Origin of the sequence: Bradyrhizobium sp. PMVTL-01, from assembly GCF_051861855.1 — a bacterium.
Classification (GTDB): Bacteria; Pseudomonadota; Alphaproteobacteria; order Rhizobiales; family Xanthobacteraceae; genus Bradyrhizobium.
This window is the reverse complement of record NZ_CP193982.1, coordinates 1,271,874-1,286,231: the sequence shown is the minus strand read 5'-3', so window position 1 is coordinate 1,286,231 and position 14,358 is coordinate 1,271,874. Positions and strand designations below refer to the sequence as shown.

14 protein-coding genes, 1 tRNA gene and 1 pseudogene are annotated in these 14,358 nt (G+C 60.7%); 8 read left to right on the top strand and 8 right to left on the bottom strand.

All coding sequences use genetic code 11. The features are described 5' to 3' along the window. Positions 1 to 94 precede the first annotated feature (94 nt). Both ACRQ5Q_RS06095 and ACRQ5Q_RS06090 read right to left on the bottom strand, forming a co-directional pair. Positions 95 to 673, bottom strand: a complete 579-nt coding sequence (locus ACRQ5Q_RS06095; RefSeq protein WP_439399981.1) for a hypothetical protein — start codon at positions 671 to 673, stop codon at positions 95 to 97. 108 nt (positions 674 to 781) lie between these two features. Continuing rightward, positions 782 to 913, bottom strand: a pseudogene (locus ACRQ5Q_RS06090) (transposase); the annotation flags it as partial. A gap of 203 nt (positions 914 to 1,116) precedes the next feature. Here ACRQ5Q_RS06090 and ACRQ5Q_RS06085 point away from each other — a divergent pair. The 3 genes from ACRQ5Q_RS06085 (at position 1,117) to ACRQ5Q_RS06075 (ending at position 4,348) form a co-directional block, all read left to right on the top strand. Next, positions 1,117 to 1,302, top strand: coding sequence for a hypothetical protein (locus ACRQ5Q_RS06085; protein ID WP_439396487.1), 186 nt, complete (start codon positions 1,117 to 1,119; stop codon positions 1,300 to 1,302). A gap of 28 nt (positions 1,303 to 1,330) precedes the next feature. Continuing rightward, the gene (locus ACRQ5Q_RS06080; RefSeq protein ID WP_439396485.1) at positions 1,331 to 1,879 is read left to right on the top strand and encodes a hypothetical protein; all 549 of its coding nucleotides are present in this window, start codon (positions 1,331 to 1,333) and stop codon (positions 1,877 to 1,879) included. A 537-nt stretch (positions 1,880 to 2,416) separates the two neighbouring features. After that, entirely contained in the window at positions 2,417 to 4,348 is a 1,932-nt protein-coding gene (locus ACRQ5Q_RS06075) for a hypothetical protein (RefSeq protein ID WP_439396484.1), read from the top strand. Positions 4,349 to 4,427: 79 nt separating this feature from the next. Here the strand turns inward: ACRQ5Q_RS06075 and ACRQ5Q_RS06070 are convergent, their stop codons facing one another. After that, a complete protein-coding gene (locus ACRQ5Q_RS06070) occupies positions 4,428 to 4,808 on the bottom strand; it encodes a response regulator (protein ID WP_439396482.1) in 381 nt (126 codons plus the stop codon). Between the two features lie 411 nt (positions 4,809 to 5,219). On the opposite strand from ACRQ5Q_RS06070, the gene ACRQ5Q_RS06065 reads away from it, so the two are divergent. Both ACRQ5Q_RS06065 and ACRQ5Q_RS06060 read left to right on the top strand, forming a co-directional pair. Further along, positions 5,220 to 5,564, top strand: coding sequence for a response regulator (locus ACRQ5Q_RS06065; RefSeq protein WP_439396480.1), 345 nt, complete (start codon positions 5,220 to 5,222; stop codon positions 5,562 to 5,564). Next, complete coding sequence (locus tag ACRQ5Q_RS06060; protein ID WP_439396478.1) at positions 5,533 to 5,823, top strand: hypothetical protein; 291 nt, start codon at positions 5,533 to 5,535, stop codon at positions 5,821 to 5,823. Before ACRQ5Q_RS06065 ends, ACRQ5Q_RS06060 begins: the two co-directional genes overlap by 32 nt. A gap of 655 nt (positions 5,824 to 6,478) precedes the next feature. On the opposite strand, the gene ACRQ5Q_RS06055 is transcribed toward ACRQ5Q_RS06060, so the two are convergent. The 3 genes from ACRQ5Q_RS06055 to ACRQ5Q_RS06045 all read right to left on the bottom strand — a co-directional run bounded on the left by ACRQ5Q_RS06055 (position 6,479) and on the right by ACRQ5Q_RS06045 (position 8,987). Further along, entirely contained in the window at positions 6,479 to 8,323 is a 1,845-nt protein-coding gene (locus tag ACRQ5Q_RS06055) for a DUF6538 domain-containing protein (RefSeq protein ID WP_439396476.1), read from the bottom strand. Positions 8,324 to 8,411: 88 nt separating this feature from the next. Continuing rightward, positions 8,412 to 8,486 (bottom strand) — tRNA-Glu (locus tag ACRQ5Q_RS06050). A gap of 156 nt (positions 8,487 to 8,642) precedes the next feature. Then, positions 8,643 to 8,987, bottom strand: coding sequence for a hypothetical protein (locus ACRQ5Q_RS06045; RefSeq protein ID WP_439370972.1), 345 nt, complete (start codon positions 8,985 to 8,987; stop codon positions 8,643 to 8,645). On the opposite strand from ACRQ5Q_RS06045, the gene ACRQ5Q_RS06040 reads away from it, so the two are divergent. The 3 genes from ACRQ5Q_RS06040 to ACRQ5Q_RS06030 all read left to right on the top strand — a co-directional run bounded on the left by ACRQ5Q_RS06040 (position 8,986) and on the right by ACRQ5Q_RS06030 (position 11,649). Then, positions 8,986 to 10,008 (top strand): RluA family pseudouridine synthase, encoded by a 1,023-nt coding sequence (locus ACRQ5Q_RS06040; RefSeq protein ID WP_439396474.1) that lies wholly within the window; start codon positions 8,986 to 8,988, stop codon positions 10,006 to 10,008. The genes ACRQ5Q_RS06045 and ACRQ5Q_RS06040 overlap by 2 nt on opposite strands. Before the next feature lie 217 nt (positions 10,009 to 10,225). Next, positions 10,226 to 11,125, top strand: coding sequence for an RNA polymerase sigma factor RpoH (gene rpoH / locus ACRQ5Q_RS06035; RefSeq protein WP_157328162.1), 900 nt, complete (start codon positions 10,226 to 10,228; stop codon positions 11,123 to 11,125). A gap of 182 nt (positions 11,126 to 11,307) precedes the next feature. Beyond that, positions 11,308 to 11,649, top strand: coding sequence for a hypothetical protein (locus tag ACRQ5Q_RS06030; RefSeq protein WP_439370976.1), 342 nt, complete (start codon positions 11,308 to 11,310; stop codon positions 11,647 to 11,649). Positions 11,650 to 11,809: 160 nt separating this feature from the next. Here ACRQ5Q_RS06030 and ACRQ5Q_RS06025 read toward each other — a convergent pair whose 3' ends face one another. Both ACRQ5Q_RS06025 and ACRQ5Q_RS06020 read right to left on the bottom strand, forming a co-directional pair. Beyond that, the gene (locus ACRQ5Q_RS06025) at positions 11,810 to 12,433 is read right to left on the bottom strand and encodes a peptidoglycan recognition protein family protein (RefSeq protein WP_439396472.1); all 624 of its coding nucleotides are present in this window, start codon (positions 12,431 to 12,433) and stop codon (positions 11,810 to 11,812) included. A 35-nt stretch (positions 12,434 to 12,468) separates the two neighbouring features. Beyond that, positions 12,469 to 13,680: a GGDEF domain-containing protein gene (locus ACRQ5Q_RS06020; protein WP_439370979.1), complete on the bottom strand. Its 1,212-nt coding sequence runs from the start codon at positions 13,678 to 13,680 to the stop codon at positions 12,469 to 12,471. Positions 13,681 to 14,358: the final 678 nt, after the last annotated feature.

The window sequence follows — 14,358 nt, the reverse complement described above, 5'->3', positions numbered from 1 at the left end:
CGCCACCCCGACTTCAAATGTTCGGCTTCAAGGGGCAAGCCGCCGCCAGACTTATCGCAGCAGCGTGCTTGAACTGCGAGTGGCTCTTCGCTGGTCACGGCCATCCATTGCTCGAAGGCGAGATAGAAGGACTTAGCCTTTTACGTATGCCTGCACTATTTGCACTACGGATGCGGACCTCTTGGAAGCGCCGCCGATGCCACTCCCAGCCACTCCGCTTCTTCCTCGCCGCTTTGGCTTCGGCTTGGTCAGCATGCAGGACCACCATGAGGAGCCTCTCGACCCGATCAAGGTTTTCCTGTGACACCGAAGCCTTGTCTTTCGAACGAAGAACACCGGTCGGGATGGGTGTGGCCGATGCGTCCAGCTTCAGCCGCTGTTTCCATCGCACGTATCTCAGCCCGACATCTGCTCTGTGCTTCGCGTTGCTGGGATGCTTCGGAAACCTAAGTCGGGGCTGACGCCCCCGGGCTTTCACGACGAACTCAATGACAAGCGCTCCAAACCTGTTCTTGTCCAGCAACCCCTTGTAAGTGACCAGCGTATCGGACACGCGCTCCAACATGCGGGCGGCGGTCTTGTAAGGCACGTCGAGCGCCTCAGCCACCTCGGGCACGGTCAGGTTACGACTGTTGGTGTGACTAAGAATGTAAGCCAAGCGCATCCAGTTCACGTAAGACACTCGGGTCCGTTCGAGCGCTGTGCCAACAGTGGCTGTGAATTGTCGGCGACATTCTCGGCAATGACGCAACCCAGCGCGATGGGACTGCTTCTCTCCCCCAATTTCAAAGCTCTGAGCCTTCGCGTGACAGTGAGGGCAGACGGGGCCGTCTGGCCACCTCAAGGTTTCTATAGCGGCTCTCGCTGCGGGTTCATCATGGAACACCGCATTGTCGGATGGAAAGGACTTCATCGTGGAAGGTGCTATGGCGCCTGTTTTGCTAAGTCCACTAATTTTTCCGGCCAATCAAAGAAATTCAATAAGATAGACGGCCTTTCGGCCATTGGTCCGTCCCTATTGACAGAAAGGCGCTCTCAAAGCCCGAAAACGGCACGAGGCGGAACACCCTGTCGGAACACAACGCGACTACGCAAGGAACTCAATTGACACCTCCGATGAACGACACCGACTTCGAACAAGAAGAACTCAACTGGGATGAAGCGCTCGATTGGCTCTACGGAGAGCTTGAACTCTGCCAATGCGATCCTGCCGAGAACGAATGGCAGGTTGGCTACGAAACCGCACTTCGAGATTTCTTCTCGCACCTGATCGGGCGCGACCCGAGCGAGACCCTGCACTAAGCGACCAACGCAGAAACCAAAGAGAGAAATGACAACAACGATCAAATCACGCCCCCGGAAGAAGTCCACACGCCGCAAGGGCGCTCCAAGGGCCACTCAAGCTACATCATCACGCCTCAAGGAGCTTTGGGCAACACCCGAATTCCGCGAGAAGATGAAGCACCGAGATCAAGCGCGGATCGCGGCTGCGAAGGCCGACCCGACCAAGTTCTACAGATACGGTGTGCCCGATGGGATGCGCCGAGCCGAAGCAGAACACCTGTGGGCCCGAGCTAACGAACTTGCCGATAGGTTCATCGAAGGCCTGAAGGCGAAAGGTGAACTGCCTGACCTGCCCCGCCAGGTTGCCAACAACAGCGACGGTGGGATCTTCGTGCCACCTACTGACGAAGGAAAGGCCGAGGGTGCCCTGCGGGAAGCCTTCGTGCTCGCTGTCGGACCATCGACCCCACGAGTGAAAGCTCAGGCCAGCAACATCGTCCTCACGTACACCAAGGCCAAGCCAACCAGCAAAGACGCGCTTCTGCGGGATAGGCCCGAAGACTTTCTAAACACGCTTATCGGCTCGGAGGACTGAGCAGACGCACCGCGCTGGGCGAGCACCAGAGGCCACATGGGAGACCTTAGAAGCCTCTGGTGAACCTTGCGCTACTGACAAATTGGTGGCCGTAAGCCTGTTGGTCTGCACAAGAGCAGAACACTATAGACTGAGATTAACTAATCTCTACGTGTACGTGTTGTCTTGCTGACCACATCCTATAGCTGACCACCTTACGGGCTTTTTGGACGCCTTTGGCTAACACCCACAACACGGCATCCTCAGTAAGGGCTCAGGGGTCCACTGAGGCGTTCTTGATGAGTGATGGTGTTGCCGCACCAAGACGCTCAAACGAACCCTACGGGCTTCCTGTGGCCCACAAGGCAAGCTCCTAGACCGCTGCGGTTCGAGCTTTTCACCGTCAACTCTCTCACACTCCAATCTCCCCCTCAAGCTCCACCTTGATTGTTCTCTTAGGAGAAAAAGGGGGAGGTTTTAACAATCATCAAACATGACACTTCCTGACCGTCCTTTGGCCGGATGAGGGGTCGTGTTCAATTCAAGGACAATTCTGCTTTGCAAACCTCTATCGACCAGCACGGGCTTGCTCTCGTGCCGTCGCAAATCTTCCTGAACCGTATGGTTCAACACTGGTCCGAAATCTCTGACGGCTACATGCCAGCCACACCAGCCCTCAAGGAGGCTTGGTGCGTCTTCGAGAGCAGGTCCAGAGAACTGATCATCAACAATGCGAGTGACAGTCCCTTCAAGCCTTCTGTGGTGCTTCCACTTCCAACGGGCTCGGGTAAGACCGAGGGCACCTGTGTTTACGCAGTTCTCCAAGCGGAGGCCAACGCGAAGGGCGACGGGACGCCTATCGGCACTCTGATCGTTACACGGCTTATCAAGGACGCTGACAGCTTGGTGCAGAAGATCAACGCAATCGCTGGACGTCCCGTAGCAGTCACCAGTCACACCGAGGGTAAACTGAAGGCCCACGAAATGGCCGAGGCGGACATTCTGGTGATCACCCACGCCGCCTTCATGCGCGCTTGCTGGTCCTTCGGGTCGGGCTCAGAGGAGCGCTGGAACTCGTTCTACTCGTGGGCTGGAGGCAAGCGCCATCTTGTCGTGGTGGACGAGGCATTACTGAACTCAGTTAGCCACCATCGGGTCAGCAGCAAGGACATTGAATTGGTGTTGCGAGCGATCCCGCACGAGGACAGGGACAAGTTCGGAGGTGCTATCAAAACACTGACAAATCTACAGCGCTATCTCGACAAGCGGGAACAAGAGCAAGCCCGCGGCGATGCTCAGACGGTGCCTCTATGGGCTCAGGGCTTCCCTGAGCACGCCTCGGAGATTGAAGCGCTCCGCGAGGCCTTGGGCTCCGTCGAGTTCGATCCCGACCTCTTCGCCGAGGATGCTGCACAAAACGTGTCAACCGTCCTTGAGGCGGTGCAGGTCATGCTCGAAGAGTTCGCCTACTATCACCGCAGCGGTGCCCAACACACCCTGAACTCTGCGCGCTACATCATCCCCAAGGGCATGCCGGGTGTTCTGGTGCTGGACGCCACAGCTCGCTCCAACGTGACCTATGAGCTACTGGGCGGCGGTGTCATGATCGCCGATGTACCTCTCGGCATTCGCAACTACGAAAGCGTGATCCTGCACGTCGCACGCACGACCTCGGGCATGGGCAAGACCAAGATGGAGAAAACTAAGCACACGCGCCTGCCCCGCCTCGCCGCTGAACTGCGAAGGCAACTGCCAGAGGAACGAGAGGTGTTCCTGTGCGTCCACAAGTGCGCGAAAGACCTGGCCGGCACCTACAGCACAAAAGAATTGCCGCTGCACGTCGGCTACTGGGGTGCTGTGGACGGGAAGAATGATTGGCAACACTGCAACGTGGCTGTGATCTTCGGCCTCTACTGGCAAGATCCGACGCGACCGATCAACAACGTGTTCGCCATCGACGGACCAAAGGATGCTTCGTGGCTCAAGGCTCCCCGCCACGGCGAACACGAGGACATCTTGGCTGTCATCTCTCAGAAGGACGTCTCGGCATCAGTGATCCAAGCCATCAACCGCATTTGCATCAGGCGTGTGACCGATGCCGAGGGACGTTGCGCGGAGGCGGATGTGTACATTGTCCTCCCGAAGGACTGGCGTGGAGACGCCATCCTGAGAGACATCCACACGAACATGCCGGGGCTCAAGCAGGTTGTATGGGAGTTCGAGCCTGATGGCCCGAAGGTCTATGCACCGCGCAGCAACTCCGTGGCTCAAGCCGTCATCGAGATGATGCGGACACGCGAGCCCGGGCAAACGCCTCTGTCGTACATTCGTACTCAGCTATCGCTGACCAGCAGACAGTTCGGTAGGCTCAAGGAAGACCTTGCGAAGGTCGCCAGTAACCTTTCGGCCGCGCTTCGTGAACTCGGAGTACTCTACAAGGTCGAAGGACGAGGTTCCGCCACCAAAGGCTACCTCGTGAAAGTCACCTAACATTCCAAGGGCCGCACCAAGGTTTTCCATTTGGAGCATCAGGTGCGGCCTTTTCTTCCGGAGTTCAGCACATTGTCCGCTATGGCGGCGGCGTATCGTTTAGCAATTGAGAAACAGCCGTCACGACCTGCGCAGGCGCGAATGGCTTGGTCAGAAGAACGCTGTTTGGTACGCCGCGCGACGCCCACTCGTCGGCAGCTGCGCCGGTCATGTAAACCACCGGTAGATCGGCGAATAATTCTCTGGCGCGTTTTGCCACCTGCCAGCCTGTGTGATCGTCCTGCAAATTGATGTCCGTCACAAGCGCGCGGTATTTGTGGTCGTCATCAAGCAGCGCGAGCGCTTCCCGCCCGGAGGCCACTACCTCCGTCTCGAAGCCTCCCTCTGCCAGCGCCTCCCGGACCATTTCCGCAATGAGGTAATCGTCCTCGACAACCAATATCCGCAATGGACTTTGCACGGCCCGCCCTCCAGCCCACTCCGTTGTGGCTGCGTGCTAAGTACAAAAGTGCACACAACGTTCCAATCTGTCTTAGGGCGTGGCTAACCCAAGAGGCCGTCTGGAAAGTTAGTCTTCTTGAGGAGCGCTTCGGGCCGGTTCCATATTACCTAATTATCCCGACATCGGAGCCGGAGAAAGTTGGATGCCTCTGTCCGACCGCGTGAGGTCAAACATGGAATTTGTGTTGGAAGAGACTTGCCGGGAGCTTCCGCACGGTGGAGCCTCACGAGAGCCGACGACTGGTTGCCGAACAGCTTTTGCAAGCCGCCGAGGCAGGCCAAGGTACTTTGGGCGAGCTTCGAAGCGTGGCTCTCCGAGCTTTCGTGGCCGCAACGAAGATCACGCGGCAGTAGTTGAAGGGGTGCGCGTATGGCTTCGGTGTTTTTGGTGGAGGATGAAGTACTCATCCGCATGATGGTCGCCGAGATGGTGACTGAGCTTGGCCATACCGTCGCGGCCGAAGCTGGTGATTTGCCTTCGGCGTTGGAGCACGCAAAGGACGCTGCCTTTGACCTCGCCGTGCTCGATGTACGGCTAGGTCGCGATAGCATCGCGCCTGTGGCGAAGGTTCTCGCGCATCGAAACATCCCGTTCGCGTTCGCAACGGGTTATGGAGCGGACGGAGTGCCAGAGGAATTTAGCGGACGACCATGGCTGCAAAAGCCGTTTGCGATAGAACAGCTTGAACGCTGCTTCGCTCAATTGTTGCCATAACGACAAGCAGACGACATCGAAACAACCGCCGACCGAGGCGCCTTTACTCACTCGTCTTGTTCTCGTCCCAATGCAGCGTGGCCCTCTCTGTCTCAAGGTCTTTGACGACTTCAGCCATCAGGCCCAGCGCCAGCTGATCGTCTATCAGCGGCCGGCTACGTCTGAGGGCGGCAAGCTCTTTGTCGATGCTGATGCACCTATTGCACATCAGGAGGCCGATCTGCCTCCGGCGGTTGGCGCTCTAGCCAATCGGCAATGACCTTATACTCCCTTTGCATTTTTTCGAGTTCTTCTCTCGTTTGTTTGTGCTGTGTAAGGGCCGCCTGCACTTGGCAATTCCGCTCTAACGCGCGGTACACACGATGAGGCATTGTGACTTCCCCCTCACGAAGGATGCCGCCAGTAAACACCTTGTTCCTGATTTTGGAACTTAACTATGTGAATTATTCGGAATTTTTGCGGAGCATTGGGTCTCTCGCGGGAAAGGCTCTTGTGTTTTCCTCCCGAGGAACGTGTCGGGCACAGGAAATCGCATCAAGATGTCTCGGGCTTCCCTGACGAGCTTTCGTAACACTTCTATCTCGTCGATTTCTTGTTGGGACGGACGACAAATTCCCCGCCGTACTAACATGGCCGCGCTCCCTGGTTGTGCAGTGGGAGCGCAATCGGTCTCTCAGCCATCGGCGCCCACGGACAGAGCCGTTGCCGATGATGTTTCAACTGTGCGCCTTTCTGGCAGCGATTGCTACGGAATTCGGAGACCCCCAACATGCTTTGGGCACTCGGGTTACACGCTTCGGAAATGTTCCGTTGAGGGCCAAACTGAGACCTGCCGAACTACTCCGGTCTCGTCCTGCTCTCGTGCGTTAGCCAACGAGGCTCTCGCGGGTCCACAGTGTGCCCTTCGCGCGTCGTCAGGAAACGTTGGCGCCGCCCCTGCGCTTGACAGTTCCTGATGTACGGACACGCGACAGGTCCAAACCGGGATACGAAATGTCATCAACCGCTCGCTTGAGGGTTTGGGCACCCCAACGCCGCAACATCTCCTTGGCCCCGTAGGTGCGACCAACTGACTTGCCGCTGCTTCGCCCTGTCAGGGCGTCTCGCAATTCTTCATCGGGCGTGGTGCGCCGGAGTGCATCCTGAAAGCCATGACGGAAGCTGTGGTAGACCTTGTTACGGTCGTTGATGCCGACATGATTTCGTAGATAGCGGCCCCACCATTTTGACCAAGCGCTCAATGCGCCCTTCTGATCAGGGGCCACCGTAGGAAACAGCCAAGCCCGCTCACCGTCTCTGCGCCGGGCAGTCACGTATTCAAGAAAACCCAGCGCAGTGAGCTGCGGATGAACAGGCACGACGCGCTCCGATGTCTTTGTCTTGAGCCGCCGTCCGGCCTTGGTGTCCCGCGTGAACCACATGAGCGGAACGCCTGTCTCCTCATCCTCACGGATGTCAGACACACGGAGACCTGCGTACTCGGCTTGTCGCGCTCCGGCGAACAGTGCGAGCAACGGCAACCACAATGCCGCCTCGCCCTTCCCCCCGGTGGGTAGCTTGTGCTCGGAGAACAGAGGAGCGTTGAAAATGGTCTGCAAGTCGCGGGCATCGAACGGCTCGCGCTCGGACTGCTCTTCCTCAAGCCGCATTTCACTGAACGGATCAGACCACGGAGCATCCTCGGGGACTAGGCCAGCGTGGTGGCCCCACCCGGCAACCGCCTGCACGGCGCCCAGTTGCTTGTTCACGGTCCCCGCAGAGACTTTGGCGACGGATGGGTGCGTGCGCCCGTACTCGCTCAATTCCGGCAATGAAGCCTTGAGGAGCGAGCCCTTACGGGTCTTGGGCACCGACTGAAGCGCCTCACGGAAAGTGCGGGCGTGAGAGCGTCTCATCTCCGAGACCCGAAGGTTGCCGTGCAGTTGGATGAACATCTCAACGGCGCGACCGTATTCGTGCACCGTACCCTCGGGCCTCTCGCGCTCTTTCTTCCAGCCCTCGAAGGCCTCGCGTAGCGTGCCTCCCGGTTCACCCGTAGGACGCTCAGGAAGCACGTAGGCAGATGGGGGTGTCTCAACCGGTTCACCCGCATTCCGCTTCTCGATGTCCCTGAGAGCGCGAACGTAGGCTGTTAAGACCGCCATACCGAGCTTTCGGTACGACTGGCTTTTGCGATCAACGTTGAGTTGGAAATCATTCATCAGTTCGTCCAGCTCCTCACGGATGACGCTGATGTCACCGCGAGCCAAGGCAGGAGGGACGATGGCCAGCTCGTATTCGAGTGTGCCTGCGCGCTTCAGAACTTCGCGGTCCGATAAGCCCGCCTCTGGCGTGACGCCAACGGCAAATGGGGTTTGGTACTCGATACCCGCCGCAGTGAGCTGCTCCGCAATGCTTTGAAACAACGGCTCGGAGCCGGTGCCCTCGCGGCGCTCCTCCTCGTCATTCGCCAATCTCCCGGCGTAGAATGCTTCGGCCATGCGCCTTATCTGCGCATCTGTCAGGGATGGGATTACAGGACGTTCCTTCAGCAGCGCCTCAGCATCCGCGAGCGTCCGGTCGAATTCTGCGAGAACATGCGTTGCGGCCACGTTCGCCGCCTTGAGGTTCTTGGTGCCTAGCGACTTCTTGAGGAAGACTTGGCGTTCCCGGCCTGAATTGAGCACGCGGGCGACTGCCTCTTGCAATCGTTCTGGCACTCGCCGTTGGACGTAGTAAGTCCCGTGTCTATCCTTGATCATTCCCATCAGCGCGCGCATCAAAGCTACGTCCAAGTGCTACCACCGGAGCGCAGTCAAAGCCATGATTTGCTAGATGTTTTTGAAATCTCAGCGCTTCTCGAGCCGCTGGCGCTCCCTAGGGGAATCGAACCCCTGTTTCAGCCTTGAGAGGGCCGCGTCCTAACCGCTAGACGAAGGGAGCGTGAGGGACAGGACATAGCCGCGAATTTTGCCGGCGGCAAGGTGAGATTCACGCGCTTCAGATGGCCTTTTCAACCGTCGTCCTGGCCTAGGGCGCAATCGCGCACGGGAGCTACAACCAACCCGTTCCCCCGAATGGTGATGGTCAAGGCCGCTCTCACGGCTCGTTGGCGAATTTCAGCTTTCCGGCCGGCCTCAAGGTGTGGGCGTCGAAAGTGCGGATCTCGGTGACCCCGCCGATATCGAGCGTGATCACCAGGCGGCCGCCGGCGACCCCGGTCGCGATGATTTTGGCGCCCTTGGGCAGGGTGGCGATGACGTCGCCGGCGGCTTCGACCGCCCTTCCCTCCGACTTGAAAAGGCGGTAGCCCACCGCGATCAGCACGGCGCAGATCGCCAGCGCCGTGGTCAACCCCGCGATCAGCATCATCCGCCGCACCCGCGCGAACAGCGCGGCCTGCTCGGGACTCGGTTCGGGAAGAGCGGTATCAGACGTCGTCATGGAAAGTCTTGGCCCTAAAAGTCTTGGCTCTGCGCAAAGGTTGGAGGTTGTCGTCGCCGGCGACGAGGGCTCGCCCCGGCTCGACCGCGTGCTGGCGGCGCACCTCACGGACCTGTCGCGATCGCGGCTGAAAGCCCTGATTTTGGCGGGCGCGGTGAGCCTGAAGGCCACCGCGATCCGCGACCCCGCTTATCACGCCGCATCCGGCGATACGATCATAATCGACGTGCCGGAGGCGGCGCCCGCCGAGCCGAAAGGCGAGGATATCGCGCTCGATATCGTGTTCGAGGACGACGACATCATCGTCATCAACAAGCCCAGGGGCCTGGTCGTTCACCCCGCGGCCGGCCACGAGACCGGCACGCTGGTGAACGCGCTGATCGCCCATTGTGGCGCCTCGCTGTCGGGCATCGGCGGGGTGCGCCGGCCCGGCATCGTGCACCGGCTGGACAAGGACACCACAGGGCTGATGGTGGTCGCCAAGAACGACCTCGCCCATGCCTCCCTGTCCGCCCAGTTCGCCGACCACGGCCGCACCGGCGCGATGCGGCGTGGCTACATGGCCTTTGCATGGGGCGTGCCGAACCGGCACCGCGGCACCGTCGATGCGCCGATCGACCGCCACCCGCACGCCCGCGAGAAGATGGCGGTGCGGCAGGGCGGCCGCGAGGCAGTCACCCATTGGGAGATCCTGGAGAGCTTTGCCGGGCGCGACGGCAAGCCGGTCGCCGCCCTGCTGGCTTGCGAGCTCGAGACCGGGCGCACCCATCAGATCCGCGTCCATCTCGCCCATATCGGCCACCCGCTCATGGGCGACGCAGTCTATGGCCCGCATTTCAAGACCAAGGCCCACCAGCTCGGGCCGGAATCGCGAGGAGCTCTAACCGCGCTGGGGCGCCAAGCCCTGCACGCTTATCTTCTGGTATTGCAGCACCCCAGAACCGGAGAATTACTCCACTGGGAGGCGTCTCTCCCGGAGGATTTGCTTCTCTTGGAAAGCGCGCTGAAAGCGGCGCAATGACGCAGGCCGTTTAAGAAAGTCGTTACATTACAAAAAGTTATAGCTGCCACACGGGGACGTGACGTCAGCAATCCTTCCCTTTTCGCCCCCCGATGGGGTATATTGCGCCTGCGTTGGAAATGACCCACGCGGAACATCGCAGCCCGGCCGGCTTTGACACAGCGGTCGTCTGCCTGGCCCGCCGCTATCGGGGGCCTGAACCTTTGGAGGGCGCACTATGGCCCGTACCGCTGCTTTGCCGGTCCTCAATGGAGAATCCGGCCTTTCTCGCTACCTTGCCGAGATCCGCAAGTTCCCTATGCTGGAACCTCAGCAGGAATACATGCTCGCCAAGCGTTGGCGCGAGCATGACGATCGCGACGCGGCGCACCAACTCGTCACCAGCCATCTTCGCCTCGTGGCCAAGATCGCCATGGGCTATCGCGGCTACGGCCTGCCGATCTCCGAGGTCGTCTCGGAAGGCAATGTCGGCCTGATGCAGGCGGTGAAGCGTTTCGAACCCGAGAAGGGGTTTCGTCTCGCCACCTACGCGATGTGGTGGATCAAGGCGTCGATTCAAGAGTACATCCTGCGTTCCTGGTCGCTCGTGAAGATGGGCACCACCGCGAACCAGAAGAAGCTGTTCTTCAACCTGCGCAAGGCGAAGAGCAAGATCAACGCGCTGGACGAAGGCGATCTCCGCCCCGACCAGGTCGCGACCATTGCCAAGCGCCTGGGCGTGACGGACCAGGACGTGATCGACATGAACCGCCGCCTCGGTGGCGACGCGTCGCTCAACGCACCGATCCGTGACGACGGCGAAGCCGGCGAATGGCAGGACTGGCTGGTCGACAACACGCCCAACCAGGAAGCCATGATGGCGGAGCACGAGGAGTATGATCACCGCCGGGACGCGCTGAACGGCGCCATGGGCGTGCTCAACCCGCGCGAACGCCGCATCTTCGAGGCCCGTCGCCTCGCCGATGAGCCGATGACGCTGGAAGATCTTGCCGCCGAGTTCGGCGTGTCGCGCGAGCGCGTCCGCCAGATCGAGGTCCGCGCCTTCGAGAAGGTGCAGTCTGCGGTCAAGGGCACGATCGCAAGGCAGGAACAGGCCGCGCTGGAAGCCGCGCATTAAGCGGGCTTGCGCGGCAAGAGATTGGCGGATCGAAAGAGACGAAAAGCCGGCGGTGACGCCGGCTTTTTTGTTGGGTGTGGGCTTCGACATGTTTCGCGGGGATCCTGCGGGGCCCATGAACGCTTGCGACGGGTCGCCCGACAAACTCTTGCCGGGCCGAATCCAAAGAACGGACACGCGCCGTGTCGATCATCCTGCAATCCACAGTCGGCGGCTTCGAAGCCCAGTTCATGCGCAAGCTGCCACTGGTCGAGCAGGCGATGCGCGAGCACGGGCTCGAGCCGTCCGAATTCGTGATCTCGAAGGACTATGCCTCGACCGCGACAGTGCCGTTCGTGGGGCCGTTCTTCTACGATTACAGCGTGTTCTTCGGCGACGAGAAATTCACCGTCACCGAGCCGAACGACATGGTGTTCCTGGACTACTTCTTCAAACGCGTGCTGGCCGCCGACGGGCCGCCGGAATTGCCGAAGCGGCCGGGCCTGATCCGGCGGCTGTTCCGCTGGATGGCGCAGCCGGTGTGATCTTCCCCTCTCCCCTTGCGGGAGAGGGTGGTGAGGGGTCTCTATCCGCACGAACTGATGTGCGATTGTTCGCGGAGAGAGACCCCTCATCCGGCGCTTCGCGCCACCTTCTCCCACAGGGGAGAAGGGAAGAACGCACCGCCATTACGAAGACAACCTTCTACTCCCCCCAAGTCCGCGCCAGCGTCGCGAGCCAACAGCCTTCGCAATAGCGCGCGTCCTTGTAGTCGATCCAGTTGTGCGCATAGACGTGATCAAGCGGGATGTCGTAGCGCGCGCGCAGCACCTTCACGAGGATCTTCCACGCCGCGACCTGCGCCTCGGTCGGTCCCGTCGCGACATCAGGATAGTTGCCGGCGAACTCGACGCCGATCGAATTGTCACGCACGACCTGACGATAGGTCGGCCGGTTGTCGATGTACTTGTTGTCGTTGCGGTTGGCGCCGTCGCCGTGCGTCGGCACCAGGTTCTCGGCGACCGCCCAATAGACCGTGCCATCGGTCTCCACCCACACCGTGACGCCGCGGCGCGTCGGGTTCTTCGATTGCTCCACGGCGCCGCCGCGCGCCGAGCCCGCCGGCCCCTCGGTCTGGTGCACGATGATGTTGCGCCAGGGATGGGCGCTGCGGACATCGCCCCACGGCGCGAGCCAGACCATCTTGAGGCCGGGAATGTCGGGCGTGCCGGAGGCGCGCGCGATCTTCGCGAGCTCGGCGTCGGTTGCGGCGGCGGGCGTGATCAGGAGAGCGGCGAGAATGACCGCGAGCAGGCGAGGCATCATCATGCAGGTCCACTAACGGACCCAGATCGTAACAGGCTTTACGCGAATGTGCGCTCGCTCTCGGCCGGTCCGATCGGCTCCGGCGAAAGCGGCGGGGCCGGATCGTAGACCGCGAAATCGTTCTTGCCGTTCTTCTTGGCGGCATAGAGGGCGTGGTCGGCATGCGCGATGAGGCGGTCCGGGAATTGGCCGATGCCGCGGTCCCATTCGGCGACGCCGATCGAGATCGTGATCGGGATCTCCTTGGCCGTGCAGGTGGCGGCATCCTGGCGACAGACCTCGAGCACGCGGCGGGCGATCGCCGCAGCCTCGCGCAGGGACGACGACGGCAGCACCACGCAAAACTCGTCGCCGCCGGTTCGGGCGAGCATGTCGCCCGGCCGCAAGCGCGTTTGCGCCATCAGGGTGAAGTGCCGCAGGCAATCGTCGCCCGCGGCGTGGCCGTGGGTGTCGTTAATGGTCTTGAAGCCGTCGAGGTCGATCACCAGCAGCGAGAACGGCTCGCCGCTGCGCTCCGAGCGGGCGCATTCCTCGGACAGGCGCTGCAACAGATGGCGCCGGTTGGCGACGCCGGTGAGATCGTCGAGCAGCGCGAGGTCAGCGACCTCGCCCCGCAGCCGGTCCATCGCCATCAGCAGGAAGCCGAAATTGAGCGTCATCGACAGGAACAGCAGTCCCAGCACCATGACGGCGTGGTTCTGACCGCCCGCGATGGCCGAGAAATCATAGCCGAGCAAATTGCCCACGACGCGCATGCAGAACGTAGCGACCAAGGCGATGATGACAATGCCGGACAGCCGGGCTCCCGGGCTGACTCGCTCTTCCGGCGGCGACAGCAACAGATGCAGCGAGCGCAACAACGGCAGGGACTGCCCGAGCGTGTAGCAGAGCATCCGCAGCGGCATGTGATCGAAACCGAACTTGAAGAAAGCGACTGCACCCAGGCTCAGGGCGCTCGCCGCGACCATGAACCGCCAGGATACTGGCCGATGATAGAAGCGCTGGATGCCCATTGCGGCGAAGCAGCTCGCCGCAATGATGCCGGCACCGCCGATCAGAAGCGGCACAGCAGACATGACCAAGAGGCCAATCAGGGCAACCACCGCGCCGGCCGCGCCGACGAAGGCCGATGCCATCCAGAACCGAGCGGCCGCGAATTTCGGATAGGAGCGCGCGACGTAGGCCCAGATCAGGCCGAGCGCGAGAAAGTTGACGACGAAGACCGTCCAGAGTGTCGGTACGTTCAGCATGGCGAGCGCCGCGCGCACAGCATCGCGTCCCCCATTCCTGGCAGCCGTCCGTCCATGACCCATCCCCGTCTTCTTGCGGGGAACAATGCGCGGACTGCGCTTAACGGAGTCTCACCGAGATCCTTCAAAGCGCGCCTTTGGTTTTGGATTCATGAACGGCGCGGTCGCGTTGTCGGATCGTTAGGCATGTCGCCGCGGTCCCGCCGCGTCCCTGTCACAACGCGCTCGATGCGGATTCGCGGGCAAAAATCACCCGAAAATGCATCTGAGTTGTGGATAACGCGATGACACGGATGTGACAGCACAGGGCAGAGCCCTGCGAATCTGCTGAGTTTATGGTCGAGGATATTGCGAGGCTGGCCCTCCGCCGAGCATCCCTCGTGTCGCGTTCAACCATTTAACCCCTAAGAGGATACTATGGCTAAGAAAGCGAAGAAGGCGGCGAAGAAGAAGGCGAAAAAGGCCAAGAAGGCGAAGAAGAAGTAACGAGGCTTCTTTTTCTTTGCCCGGGTGGAGCCTCGCTCCGCCCGGGCGTCGGGACCGATTGGTTCGAAGGTGGCGGGCGCAAGGCTCGCTTTTTTATTGGGCGGCGTGTAGCGCCCGCTCAGCTTCTCGCTCCCTCTCCCCGTTCTTACGGGGAGAGGGTGGGGTGAGGGGCCTCTCTTCCCAGCGCGATTG

Coding starts and splice junctions, on each gene's coding strand:
- ACRQ5Q_RS06045 (WP_439370972.1), bottom strand. CDS start 8,987: ATGACGACGTCTGATACCGCTCTTCCCGAACCGAGTCCCGAGCAGGCC.
- ACRQ5Q_RS06055 (WP_439396476.1), bottom strand. CDS start 8,323: ATGCGCGCGCTGATGGGAATGATCAAGGATAGACACGGGACTTACTAC.
- ACRQ5Q_RS06020 (WP_439370979.1), bottom strand. CDS start 13,680: ATGCTGAACGTACCGACACTCTGGACGGTCTTCGTCGTCAACTTTCTC.
- ACRQ5Q_RS06080 (WP_439396485.1), top strand. CDS start 1,331: ATGACAACAACGATCAAATCACGCCCCCGGAAGAAGTCCACACGCCGC.
- ACRQ5Q_RS06025 (WP_439396472.1), bottom strand. CDS start 12,433: ATGATGATGCCTCGCCTGCTCGCGGTCATTCTCGCCGCTCTCCTGATC.
- ACRQ5Q_RS06065 (WP_439396480.1), top strand. CDS start 5,220: ATGGCTTCGGTGTTTTTGGTGGAGGATGAAGTACTCATCCGCATGATG.
- rpoH (WP_157328162.1), top strand. CDS start 10,226: ATGGCCCGTACCGCTGCTTTGCCGGTCCTCAATGGAGAATCCGGCCTT.
- ACRQ5Q_RS06085 (WP_439396487.1), top strand. CDS start 1,117: ATGAACGACACCGACTTCGAACAAGAAGAACTCAACTGGGATGAAGCG.
- ACRQ5Q_RS06040 (WP_439396474.1), top strand. CDS start 8,986: ATGGAAAGTCTTGGCCCTAAAAGTCTTGGCTCTGCGCAAAGGTTGGAG.